The organism is Paenibacillus albidus (assembly GCF_014644435.1).
GTDB lineage: Bacteria > Bacillota > Bacilli > Paenibacillales > Paenibacillaceae > Paenibacillus_AQ > Paenibacillus_AQ albidus.
Map to the genome: position 1 here is coordinate 1 of NZ_BMKR01000067.1, position 12205 is coordinate 12205.

Annotated in this window: 12 protein-coding genes and 1 pseudogene; 12 read left to right on the top strand and 1 reads right to left on the bottom strand. The window is 40.5% G+C overall.

Annotated elements, in window-relative coordinates; genetic code table 11:
- Window positions 1–226: 226 nt before the first annotated feature.
- The 11 genes and pseudogenes from IEY53_RS33775 (at window position 227) to IEY53_RS33830 (ending at window position 9175) form a co-directional block, all read left to right on the top strand.
- Window positions 227–1213 carry a phosphotransferase enzyme family protein gene (locus IEY53_RS33775; RefSeq protein ID WP_189032596.1) on the top strand — a complete coding sequence of 329 codons (987 nt, stop codon included), beginning with the start codon at window positions 227–229 and terminating at the stop codon, window positions 1211–1213.
- Window positions 1214–1649: 436 nt separating this feature from the next.
- A pseudogene (locus tag IEY53_RS33785) lies at window positions 1650–2942 on the top strand (serine hydrolase domain-containing protein).
- Between the two features lie 383 nt (window positions 2943–3325).
- Window positions 3326–4306 (top strand): phosphotransferase, encoded by a 981-nt coding sequence (locus tag IEY53_RS33790; RefSeq protein ID WP_189032602.1) that lies wholly within the window; start codon window positions 3326–3328, stop codon window positions 4304–4306.
- Between the two features lie 240 nt (window positions 4307–4546).
- Window positions 4547–4774 (top strand): hypothetical protein, encoded by a 228-nt coding sequence (locus IEY53_RS33795; protein ID WP_189032604.1) that lies wholly within the window; start codon window positions 4547–4549, stop codon window positions 4772–4774.
- A gap of 336 nt (window positions 4775–5110) precedes the next feature.
- On the top strand, window positions 5111–5701 hold the full coding sequence (locus tag IEY53_RS33800; protein ID WP_373293979.1) for a TetR/AcrR family transcriptional regulator: 591 nt from the start codon (window positions 5111–5113) through the stop codon (window positions 5699–5701).
- A 6-nt stretch (window positions 5702–5707) separates the two neighbouring features.
- Window positions 5708–6061, top strand: a complete 354-nt coding sequence (locus IEY53_RS33805) for a DoxX family protein (protein ID WP_189032608.1) — start codon at window positions 5708–5710, stop codon at window positions 6059–6061.
- A 120-nt stretch (window positions 6062–6181) separates the two neighbouring features.
- Window positions 6182–6352 (top strand): helix-turn-helix domain-containing protein, encoded by a 171-nt coding sequence (locus IEY53_RS33810; RefSeq protein WP_268240840.1) that lies wholly within the window; start codon window positions 6182–6184, stop codon window positions 6350–6352.
- Window positions 6353–6767: 415 nt separating this feature from the next.
- Complete coding sequence (locus tag IEY53_RS33815) at window positions 6768–7790, top strand: phosphotransferase (protein ID WP_189032609.1); 1023 nt, start codon at window positions 6768–6770, stop codon at window positions 7788–7790.
- 255 nt (window positions 7791–8045) lie between these two features.
- A complete protein-coding gene (locus IEY53_RS33820) occupies window positions 8046–8498 on the top strand; it encodes a hypothetical protein (RefSeq protein ID WP_189032611.1) in 453 nt (150 codons plus the stop codon).
- A gap of 16 nt (window positions 8499–8514) precedes the next feature.
- A complete protein-coding gene (locus IEY53_RS33825; RefSeq protein WP_189032613.1) occupies window positions 8515–8826 on the top strand; it encodes an S-layer homology domain-containing protein in 312 nt (103 codons plus the stop codon).
- Window positions 8738–9175, top strand: coding sequence for an S-layer homology domain-containing protein (locus tag IEY53_RS33830; RefSeq protein WP_189032615.1), 438 nt, complete (start codon window positions 8738–8740; stop codon window positions 9173–9175). The genes IEY53_RS33825 and IEY53_RS33830 overlap by 89 nt, the downstream gene beginning before the upstream one ends.
- Window positions 9176–9430: 255 nt before the next feature.
- Here IEY53_RS33830 and adhP read toward each other — a convergent pair whose 3' ends face one another.
- Entirely contained in the window at window positions 9431–10447 is a 1017-nt protein-coding gene (adhP, locus tag IEY53_RS33835) for an alcohol dehydrogenase AdhP (protein WP_189032616.1), read from the bottom strand.
- A gap of 252 nt (window positions 10448–10699) precedes the next feature.
- On the opposite strand from adhP, the gene IEY53_RS33840 reads away from it, so the two are divergent.
- Window positions 10700–11977: a serine hydrolase domain-containing protein gene (locus tag IEY53_RS33840; RefSeq protein WP_189032618.1), complete on the top strand. Its 1278-nt coding sequence runs from the start codon at window positions 10700–10702 to the stop codon at window positions 11975–11977.
- Window positions 11978–12205 lie beyond the last annotated feature (228 nt).

The following is a 12205-nucleotide window of genomic DNA, read 5'->3' on the forward strand; positions in this document are numbered from 1 at the left end:
ACTCAAAGACAAGGGCTGTCCCAAGCAGCCATTCCATGGCTTTTGGGACAGCCCCTTCTCTAATCACAGTGTATAAGTGGGATTTTAATGATGTATGAAAAATAAAATGATTTGTACTTGATTATTAGTTTATTTGATAGAAAACTATAAGTCTATATTTTTTTTGGAAATACGGTTAGTCTGAGGATACACCCGGCCGGGGATTGCGAAAGAGGTGATGTTCATTATGGTAAGTCAAGAACTGTTAGTCAAGGCTGCAGAATCCTTTGGATTTACAGTTGAAACACTAGTCTTCCTTAGCAACTCGTGTAATGAAGTGTACCGGTTTTCCAAAAACAATCAGCCCTACATCTTACGTTTATCAGAGAGACCTTCTGCATATGTGGAAAAAATAAAGGCAGAAGTGGATTGGATCTATTATTTGGCTCAAAACGGCGTGCATACCTCATTGCCAATCCAAGCATCAGATCAACAATTCATCGCCGTTTACAAAGAGCAGGAGCAGTGCTTTATTGCTACAGCTTTCCATATGGCATCAGGACAGTTTTTTGATAAAAATAATCTGCAATTGTGGGGCCCCTCGATTTTCAACAAGTGGGGAGAAACCATGGGAAGAATGCATTTACTCACAAAATCATATAATGCTGAAGATGTTGCTGTAAAAAGAGATGACTGGGGCATGTGGAACATTGATAACCCTTATTTACAACAAGGTCGTTACCATCTCCTGCTTAAAAAGTTAAAATCACTGGAGAACACTATCGCTTCTCTACCTAAAGATGCTCAATCGTATGGATTGATTCACAACGATTTTCATCCCTATAATTTTTACATCGATAATGATGATATTACAGTCTTTGATTTTGATGACAGTATATATGGCTGGTATGCACTGGATATTGCAATTGCGGCAACTCATGCTGTATGGTGGGGATCTCCGGCAGACGATCGAGAATCTAAAAATGAATTTGCTAAACGATTCTTAGATGAATTTTTATCAGGTTACTTCAAGTATAATGACTTAGATACATACTGGGTGAGGCAGATTCCCATGTTTATGAACTATAGGAATCTATGCTCATACTTCTGGTGGCTCAATAGCTGGGACGGAGATGAGAGTCGCCTGTCTGAATTTCAGCAAACTGCAATTACCCAAGCCATTAATCTTATCCAAAATGATCTGATGTTTGATGGTTGCGATATACAATTATAGAACCCACCTATAGGAGGACTCATAATTTTCTTTAATTAACGAAAACTTGCCGTATTAGCAGCGTGGTGAACTGTATCATAAGTAGGGGCAGGTTTTTTGGAGTGGAACGAGCAGTAGCCTGAAAAAGCGCGTTGAGCGGCATGGTTTTGTTATGGACCGCACTCAGCGGGAAAGTCGTCGCAAACGGGCTTCTACGTGCATTTTAGACTCCCCCAAAAATCAAAAAAATAGGGAAATCCCGTAAAAGCCCGTAAGCATAATATATATTTGAAACGATACTTAAAGCGGTATTGTGCTAATGGTAGAGTTTAGATTAAATCATTTTATCCGTTTAATGGGAATTAAGGGAATGATAGAGTAGTATTGGAATACCATTGCTTGGTACCGGGGAGGTCACATGAACAAAGATCAGAATACAGAGAGTCCATTGCACGGAATGCTAACCGAGTTTGTAGAAAACGGACCATTTACAGGATTAGCCGTTGGAATAGTAAAGAACAACAAAATAATATTTACTGGTGAATATGGAACAGCGGATTTTTCGACAGGTGATCCTGTTGTTCGTAGCACTTTGTTCCACCAAGCTTCAGTCTCGAAAACCTTTGTTGTTACAGCCATTATGCAATTAGTTGAGCGTGGAAAAGTAAATCTGGATTCACCGATCACGAAGTATCTATCTTACTTTAAGATGGATGATGAGCGGTATCGACATATTACTGTAAGGCAGCTTATGAATCATACCTCCGGCATGCCAGATGAAGAAGATTATGCATGGGACAGACCCGAATACGACGAGCAAAGCCTTGAAAGATATGTAAAAAATATTCGTCGACATTAGCTTTTGGGCGAGCCGGGTGTTGATTACGCTTACAGTAATATAGCATACGAAGTTTTGGGAGATATAATAGCGAAGGTTAGCGGAATGAGCTTCGAGCAGTATATGAAAGAGTATGTTCTTGAACCAGCAGGAATGCGAAGCAGTTCTTTTTTGAAACAGGAAGTGGAGGCTCATCTTGCCGCACCTCATGTGCTCGGGACTTCCAATGGATATGGCGGCTATATTAGTGATGTTTTCCCTTACAACAGGGCGCATGGACCCAGTTCCACTCTATATACCAATGTTGAGGATATGTGCCAATATATGCTGTTGCATCTTAACAAGGGATTTTCAGGGGCCGACTGTAATTTCCTGCAGGCCTATAGCTACGATGAAATGTGGAAGCCTTATGCAACTACTGGATACGGACAAGAAAATGCGCAGATCGGTTTAGGCTGGTTTTTGGGAGAATATAAGGGCTACCGGATTGTCTCACATTCTGGATGGGATACCGGTTTTCTGAGTGATCTGATTCTGCTCCCCGATCAAAAAATCGCCATTTCTGTTATGACAAAATGTGACTATGTCAGGCTGGGAAGTGTATCCTTTCCAATTCTTGATTTATTACTTGGTTCGAACGCTCGCCATATAAAGCAATCCATGGCTCATAAAGTTGCAGACTTAGCAGTATCTGATGGAGTGAATAAGGCGGTGGAAGAGTATCGACGTATCAAGAGGCTGGAACAAGATAAGCATTATTTAGTGGAATTTGAATTTATGCGCATCACCGAAGCATTAATGTGGAATGGCTACAACGAGGATGCTTTTCGCGTTCTGACCTGTGCTGCTGTAATATTTCCTGACAGTGGGTCTATTTCTCGAATGTTAACAGAACTCCAAGAGAAAATATAGTCATTCTTAAGAAAAACGGTTCGCCATCCTTGCAGGGAGCTTCGTTCCCCGTCCACATCAGGGCTTTCCCACTAGGGATGGCCCTAAAACATGCCGTTACAGACAGCGCGGTGAACCGTATCATAAGTAGGAGCAAGTTTTGTTGAAAAGCCTGGAACAGATTTTGATCTTACGAAAGCTGCGAGGAGTTAGAGCTGATGCGAGCCATACGATTGAAACAAAGTGAGGTTTTTAACTATGGAACTGGTGGGGAAAATTGATGTCCTACCGTTCAGCATCTTGGAGATTACAAATTACCTGAGAATTGGGCACACATCTTTAGATAAGTGAGCCGATGCTAAGCCAATGGGCAAACCTAAATTAATAGATTGAGGAGTTTTGAAATGTATAGTCAGCCGACTGCCCTACGTTCAGTTTTAGATCCGAAATATTTAGAATACTGTCTGAGCAATCTATATGACATTGGAGACTGGAATGAATGTTTGTTCTGGCTACGTGGATTAAATGATACTTATAGAATTCGCAATTCTAAAGGTTTTTATATTCTTCGCGTATATCGCCATTCAATAGGCGAATGTGATGTTGCATATGAATTATCTTTATTAACACAGTTGATTCACGAATTGAGCTCAGTAAGCACAAAGGCATCGGCGCCCATTTCCAAAAAAGACAACAGCTTATACACTGTTGTAAATGCGCCAGAAGGTCAAAGAATTGCCGTTATTTTTAACTATCTGACAGGCACTGAGAATGTGCTTCATGACGAGAAATCGTGTTTCTCTTTTGGAAGATCTGCTGCCGAATTACATGCAGCTATGGACAAAATTACTTTAACCAATCCTAGATACAATTTGGATACAAACTTTCTCATCAGTCAGCCGTTAGATCGTATTGTGAATCATATTGGAGAGGAACATAACGAAACGCCATTTCTGCGTGAATATTCCAACGCATTAATTGAGCGTATTAACATCGTTTCTAGTCAAGGCTTGGATTGGGGGATTTGCCATGGAGATATGCATGGCAATAATAATGCCTTCCAAGAAGGCGACAGTTTCACTCATTATGACTTTGAATGGTCGGCAAAAGGTTGGCGTGCCTACGACTTGGCGCAAGTTCGAGGTAGAAAGCGCCTACCAGAGGATAAAAAAGCTTTGCTATGGAATGCATTAATCTCAGGCTATCGATCAGTCAGAGGTTTCTCCGAACAAGATGAATCTTCGATTGAATTATTTATGATGGCTCGTCGATTTTGGGTAATGAGTCTTGATGTTGAATTCATCAATGAATATGGTGCTCTTGATTTTTCAGAAGGCTGGCTAGAGGGATTTATCAATGAATTTCGTTCGTACAATATTGTCTGATGACAAGCAGTAAAAGTACTTTATCATACAGCTTACGGGAGACGATAGTTGAATAAAGCAAGATAAAAGAAAGGGCCATCCGGGGTAGTACCAGCGTCGCTATCACCAGGTGCAAACGTATGGATATAAATGGAAAAACCCTCCACGTTGGAGGGTTTTTCCTAAATTGACAGTGAAAATAATACCAATGAGCTTATTACAGTTAGAACCTTGAAGCAAACAGCTCATAAGGATATGCAAATGATTCAACCAATGATCAAAGCTGTTCGAAATAATAATCTTTCTGACATGATGATGTATGAGGATATCATGATTAACTTGGATGACATCATGTTAAGTCATAAGCGAGATTTGGAGCTAACAGGTCGAATTCAAGAGGCATTTAAAGAAAGACAAAATACGCTTGAATTTAAACGTCGCGATACAATTGAAAGTTTAGTAGTCGAACTAGCTGCACTCAATATTTAAAAATTGTTGAAAAGAATCCACTTGATACAGATTATAACGGAGTATTAGAAGAACGAGTATTAGAGAAGTTTGAGATTGAACGGGAATATGAAAATAGATGTTGATTTGAAAACAAAGTTCAACCATTTTGAACAATGACTGTTCATTTAAAAAAAGTTTGATTAAAATACTGTCTCATTATAGGTTTTTGTTTGATCAAACTCTTTTTTATAAAGCTACATTAATTAATATTGACAATATGTTAGCTGAATGAAATAATACTAACGAGTAATGTTACTTGTTAGTATTATTTATAGGAGTTGATGCAGATTGGCACGCGAAAAGGGACTTAAAGGGATGGAAAGTCGGAGGCGATTGCTTGAATCTGCTGCGTGCGAATTTGCGAATTGGGGATTTCATGAAACAAAGGTTAGTACAATCGTTAAAAGAGCTGGGCTGACGCAGCCTTCCTTTTATCTATACTTTCCGAGTAAAGAAGCCATCTTTGAGGAGTTAGTAACCGATTTCCACTCTAGTTTACGGAAGCTTTCAGAGTCATTTCGCTTAGAAGCTGGAATAAAGCCAACAGATGTTTCAAAACGGGTATTAGTTGCTGTGGAGACTGTTTTTCGTTTTCTAGTTACTAACCCTTATTTAACCCGTATCGGCTTTTTTCTTGCTCCAGATGCTAAACAAATTAAAGGAGATTTAACCTTGATATTGAAGGATAACTTACTAGCCGAACAACAGAAAGGTTATTTTCGTCCTGAATTAGAAATGGAAACTGTGGCTGAATGCCTAATTGGTGTTATTGAGCATCTTACAGCTTCACACTTATTACCTGGCACTAAAGACCCATCAAGTCTCGCAACAGTTGTAGTTGATCTTTTCATACATGGCATGCTAACAAATGATAGTTCATCTATACAAGATATAGAAATGGAGTGAAATAAGATGATATCTATTGTCATGAAAATAAGTTTAGCAGTTTTTATGTTAATTGGAGGGTTCATAAAGATCATGCGTGTGCCTTTTCAAGTTGAACATTGGCAGCATTATCAATACCCATTGTGGTTTCTGTCTGTTACCGGGTTTCTCGAAATCGTTGGGGCACTTGGAATGATAGGGGGAATATGGAATCGATATTTTGCTGTTGGATCAGGAGTATTGTTCTTCATTCTCATGATAGGAGCTATTCATACGCATATTTTCCGAGCTCATCAATCTGTGACAATGATCATCCCTGCATCGATCTGCTTAATTGTCTCTATCATCATCATTATTTGGGAGTCGAAAGTACGCTTTTAATTTATGACATTGACCATATTTCTGTATTGTTCACTACTAACCTAGTGTAATGCTCCCCATTGTCAAGACACGTTTTTCGGAGGAATAAGTTATGTTCTCCTACTGTGAATCTATCGAAGATTGACTCATGCGGCGTACGAATTGTTTCATTCCGATCTTAGAATTGTAGAGACCGCTATCAAATATCAGTATGAATCTCAGGAAGCCTTCACCCGTGCTTTTCAAAAAATGTTCTCCATCTCACCGGGACGGTTCCGCAAGCAAACAAAAATGAAAGACAAGAGGGCATAGAATAGGTTTCATAAAGAAATGAGTTTTCCAGCAAATGATGGCTTTTGAAACTTGCCGTTATAAGACAGCACAGTGACCTGTAGAGATACCCTGGAGGAGGTATCTCTTTTTTAAGTGAGCCCGGCATGGGCAAAAACCATATCAGGTAGGATTGAAACATGCGTTACAAGGCTGTCTATGCGTTCTCATAGGTTAGGGGTGGGGGGCTATTCCATGTTTGTCATTGTCAGTTATGCCATAGGCACATCCATAGACCGACTATGAGACGGAATTTGAAACGATACGATATAGAAGGGTGTTCCAGCATATGGTATAAGAATTACTTTATAGCATGGATTTCAATCAACTAAGGATAGTAGCAGAATGAAATTACCTTTTGATTATAGATATAACACGAAAAGAGGAATACAAAATAATGAAAGATACAGAGTACAAATTGCAATTTGAGGAATTGTGTAATACTGTGCAACTTGGTGAGATAACCTGTGTGCCTGAAGCCATATCAGGTGGGCTTTTACACAAAATGTATGTCTTTCAAACCACGAAAGGGAAATATGCAATAAAAGCATTAAATCCTCAAATAATGCTCAGACCTACGGCGATGCAGAACTTTATTAACTCCGAACGAATTGCCAATATTGCAGCAAATAATGTACCTGCTCTTTCAGCTAAAGAAGTTAATGGCACTTTCATGCACAAAATAGCCGATCAATTCTATCTTATATTTGATTGGATTGATGGTGAATGTCTGAAATCCAATGAAATTGATGTAGTCCATTGTGAGAAAATGGGTGCTATTCTTGCGGATATACATATGACTGATTTTTCAGAGTTAGGCACGAATAAGGGTTATTCAGGTAATACATTGCTAACTGATTGGAATTACTATTTGCAAAAAGGGCAACAAATTAACTCCATTTGGCTAAATCTACTTCGTGAATATCTTTATAAACTTTATGATTGGAACAAAATGGCCAATGAATCAACGAAACTACTGGAATCTGACATGGTTATTAGCCATAAAGATTTAGAACCAAAAAACGTAATGTGGAAACAGGGCAACCCTATCCTTATTGATTGGGAATCAGCAGGGTATATCAATCCTATGCAAGACTTGACAGAAACAGCTATTTACTGGTCTGCAAATGAAATCGGAAACATTGACAAGGAAAGGTTTTTAGCTTTCATAGCAGGATATAAAACAAAATACGGAACACTTCAGGCAAATTGGAGAATGGTGTTGGTAAATGGGTTCTTAGGTAAATTAGACTGGCTTGAATATAGTTTAAAACGCTCTTTGTGGATTGAATGTACTGACGAAGAAGAACAGCAGATGGGGACTTCTCAAGTGACAGAGACAATAAACACCATTATATGTTATGCAGATATGATTTCAGAAATAGAGAAATGGTTAGATGAGGTCGATAACATTCAATAAAAGAGAAGTTCTATCCAAAGAAACCACTCCATTGTTAGGAATGGCTTTGTATTTATATACTGCTGTATATTTTATGGTCAAAATGAACTTTGTGCTTAGATACATTACGGTGATCCGTACCATAAGTGCGGCAAGTTTTTTGAAGAAGATAAGGGGCTACCTTCAACGGGTAGTGCTGGTGCAGGCACTCCGGTAAACGGCGTCGGCACGACCGTCACGACCGTTTCCATCGATCCGGGCAACCTGGAGCAAAAGTTGTCCCAGGAAGGCAAGGGAGCAACAATCATCATTCCGGTGAATACCCAATCCGACAAGGTAGTGGTTGAGTTGACCGGACAGATGGTGAAGAGCATGGAAGCGAAGGAAGCATTGCTGCAGATCAAAACGGAGAAGGTAACCTATACGCTGCCCGCGGCGCAAATCAATATGGATGCCGAGTCACAGCAGATGGGGACACAGGCGGCATTGCAGGACATCAAAGTCCATATTACGATTGCAACGCCTACGGCGGATACGGTAAAGCAGGTACGGGACACTGCAAAGCAACATGGTTACCAGATTGTTGCACAGCCGGTAGAATTCAAGATCACAGCCAGCAGTGGCAGCAAAACGGTGGATGCTTCAAAATTCAACGGTTATGTGGAAAGAACCATTGAGATTCCGGATGGAACCGGGCAAGATCACGACAGGCATTGTCCTCAATGCTGACGGGTCCTTCTCCCATGTGCCTACGAAAATTGTTGTCATCGACGGAAAACCCTATGCCCAAATCAACAGCTTGACCAATAGCGTCTATTCGGTCATTTACAGCCCCATAACCTTTGCAGACGTAAATACGCATTGGGCCAAGGAAGCGGTCAATGACATGGGCTCCAGACTTGTTATTGATGGCAGCGGAGAGGGAAGTTTTGAGCCGGGCAGGGATATTACCCGTGCGGAATTTGCCGATGATTATCATAAAGGGACTCGGGGGCATGCGGCCCGGTACCGGGAAGGATATTTTCAAGGATGTAACCAGGGACAACTGGTATTATGATGCCGTTGCCATTGCTCATGAGTATGGAATCATAGACGGATATGGAGATGGTGCATTCGGGCCCATGGATAAAATTTCCCGTAAGCAGGCCATGACAATGACGGCAAGAGCGATGAAATTAACCGGATTGAAAGTGGAGCTTACCGAGAATGAAGCTGAACAGCTGCTTTCCAGGTTTGAAGATGCCGGCATTGCTTCCGACTATACCAAACATAGTATTGCATCCTGCCTGAAGGCAGGGATCATTACCGGACGGGATGGCAATGTAGTAGTGCCAAAGAACAATATTACCCATACGGAGGCTGCCGTAATTGTAAAAAGGCTTTTGCAACAATCCGGTTTGATTTAGCAAGAAGTGCTTAAATCAGGAAGGGGAAATCCCAAAAGTAGAATTTCTTAAGTCGACATCCTGCCTTATAGTGTAAAATCGCAAAAAAATAAGCAGAGCAGCGATTCTCCCGTTATTGGAGGATCGCTGCTCTGTGTTTTTGGGCGACTGCGGCTTGCTTTGTGAGATTATGGGCAAGGGAAAGCCACCCGACCTCCAAGTTGACTTTTTCCATCCCCCGAAGCAGCAATTTTGAGTCTTAGGTAAAATACTTGATCATTTCGTCATGTCAAGGACGATTCGACCATTGATTTTGCCTTCTAACATAAGTTCGTAGATCTCATTAATATCTTCTAATTTACGTGTCTCAATAATGGTTTTGATTTTTCCTTCCGCAGCAAATTGTAATGTTTCTTGCAAATCTTTGCGAGTGCCGACAATTGAACCGACTACCTTTGTACCGTTTAATACCGTATCAAAGATCGGAACATCCATGGATTCAGGAGGCAGCCCAACCATGACGCAGGTACCGCCGCGACGAATGGCACGATAGGCTTGGTCGAATGCTTTTTTCGCAACCGCTGTACAAACGACACCATGAACTCCGCCGATTTCTTTTTGAATCCAGTCTGCAGCATCTTCTTTTAATGCGTTTACGGTTTTGTCTGCGCCAAGTTGTTTCGCAAGCTCCATCTTTTCATCCGACGTGTCAATGGCCACTATGTTCATTCCCATCACTTTTGCATATTGTACGCCAAGATGACCCAGTCCTCCGACGCCGAAAATGGCTACCCATTCACCTGGCTTTACACCTGATACTTTCAAAGCTTTATAGGTCGTAACGCCAGCGCAAAATAAAGGTGCCGCTTCGATGAAGTTTAGATTATCAGGAACTTTCACTACATAATCGGCAGCCGCCACACAATATTCTGCATATCCGCCATCTACGGAATATCCGGAATTTTGCTGATCCAGACAAAGGGTCTCTCTTCCTGTCAGACAATATTCGCAATGACCGCAGGCTGAATACAGCCATGGAATTCCTACTCGGTCTCCTACCTTTAAGTGTGTAACTCCTTCACCCACTTCTTCAATAATCCCGACGCCTTCATGTCCGGGAATAAGAGGGAGTTTTGGTTTGACGGGCCAATCGCCATGAGCAGCGTGCAAATCAGTATGACACACTCCGCACGCCTGAATGTGGACAAGGATTTCTTTGTGTCCGGGTTTTGGTTTAGGTACGTCTTGTAGTTCTAGCTTTTCTTTGAAATTTTTTACTACAGCAGCTTTCATCGGCATACTCCTTTGGTTTTTTGCTTTTCAGAAAGTAGTATGTTCATGAAGTTTGCTTTAAATTCTTGTGGAGGAAGAAGATGTGAGAAGTAAAAGGGGATACCCCAAAGATATCTAAGGAATGGCCCCGAGAAGCAAGTTTTTCCGAATAACATGCTGAGGTCAGGATTGAAAGTGATGTGAACTTTTAGATATAATGAGTAAGACTGGAACAGATTTTGATCTTCCGAAAGCTGCGAGGAGTGAGGGCTGATGGAAGCCTTACGATTGAAACTAGATGCATATATTAATAAATATTTAGAATTGTGGGACTTTTACGGCGTTATTCAAGTTACAAAAAAAGGCGAACTTCTTTTTGAAAACGCATACGGCTATGCAAATATAGAGTTTGGAATTAAAAATGATATCCATTCACGCTTCTCAATAGCTTCCATGGCAAAACAGTTTACTGCCTTTGCCATTATGCTCCTATATGACAAGAAAATGCTGGATATTGATAAATCTGCACAATTATACCTACCTGCCGATATGAAGCTTGACGAGTCGATCACTGTACATCATTTATTATCGCATACTTCTGGTTTGTATAATTTTTATAATTTTGATGATGATTTTTTTGCCGGATATAACAGAATGGATTATTCACGAGACGACTTCTTCAGCCGGTATATCAACAAAAAGCCTACTAAGCCACCGGGCACAGAATATGATTATAATAACTCCAACTATAATTTGCTTGCATGGATTATTGAGAATGTTTCAGGAGAGAAATATGAAGAATATATCCGAAATAACATATTTCTGCCTTTGGATATGCTTAACAGCGATGTTGATGACGGTTGTAAAATACTTGCAAACAGATCTGGTAAGTATGTGAAAGATTTTAATGCACACATCCAATGTCCGTATTATAACGAGAAATTCAGCATCGGTGCAGGCGCCATCATTTCAAACTGCGATGATTTGTACAAATGGTACACCTGTTTGCGGGATCGGAAAATCTTGTCGCAGCATGCATATTCCAGGTTCTTCAACGAGAACAAAAACAACTACTGTTATGGACTGGAACATCATCATGTTTACGGCACCGATAGATATTCCCATGGAGGGGATCACCTTGGCATAAGCACTTATATGCAGGATTATTTCGATGAAGATGTATGTATCATCATTCTTTCAAATAATGAAGCCATCAATCAGTACAGGCTGGGCAATGCAATTTCAGATATTCTGCATCAGGTTGAGACAGAGGTTCCGACCAAATATGAAGAGTTTCCCGTCAACGAAAGCAAACTTAAAGAGTATTGCGGTACTTACTTGAAGGATAAGATACAAGTAGAATTTATTAATGGAAAATTATACTTTACGAGATTCTCCGGCAATCTTCATATCGAGATCTATCCGGTAGGCGAAGGCAGATTTGCTCGCAGATATTCAGACCAGATCCATCCGTACAGTATTGTAGAGAATGAGAACGGTAACCTGACGTTTTTCGGGTATGTAAAAGATAATTCTGTAAAAGGGCGATGAGTTCAGCATCTTGAAGATTACAAATTACCGTGGAATTGGGCACATATCGTTAAGTGAGCGGGCTGCTGAATCCGATAAGGGTTAGCAGCTTTTTGGTATGTCTATGTCAGTTATTTTCCTGGTAGAAGAGCGATTTATCAGGAGAATTGATGAATAGGATTGGAAAAGTTGATAAATAGTTTTCGCAAACTCGTGACTTCAGTCGTGAGTTAGAACACTTCGGATAGG

Excerpts from the sequence above, each read along its gene's own strand:
- IEY53_RS33775 (WP_189032596.1), top strand. The coding sequence starts at position 227 with ATGGTAAGTCAAGAACTGTTAGTCAAGGCTGCAGAATCCTTTGGATTT.
- IEY53_RS33790 (WP_189032602.1), top strand. The coding sequence starts at position 3,326 with ATGTATAGTCAGCCGACTGCCCTACGTTCAGTTTTAGATCCGAAATAT.
- IEY53_RS33795 (WP_189032604.1), top strand. The coding sequence starts at position 4,547 with ATGATTCAACCAATGATCAAAGCTGTTCGAAATAATAATCTTTCTGAC.
- IEY53_RS33800 (WP_373293979.1), top strand. The coding sequence starts at position 5,111 with ATGGAAAGTCGGAGGCGATTGCTTGAATCTGCTGCGTGCGAATTTGCG.
- IEY53_RS33805 (WP_189032608.1), top strand. The coding sequence starts at position 5,708 with ATGATATCTATTGTCATGAAAATAAGTTTAGCAGTTTTTATGTTAATT.
- IEY53_RS33815 (WP_189032609.1), top strand. The coding sequence starts at position 6,768 with ATGAAAGATACAGAGTACAAATTGCAATTTGAGGAATTGTGTAATACT.
- IEY53_RS33830 (WP_189032615.1), top strand. The coding sequence starts at position 8,738 with ATGATTATCATAAAGGGACTCGGGGGCATGCGGCCCGGTACCGGGAAG.
- adhP (WP_189032616.1), bottom strand. The coding sequence starts at position 10,447 with ATGAAAGCTGCTGTAGTAAAAAATTTCAAAGAAAAGCTAGAACTACAA.
- IEY53_RS33840 (WP_189032618.1), top strand. The coding sequence starts at position 10,700 with ATGGAAGCCTTACGATTGAAACTAGATGCATATATTAATAAATATTTA.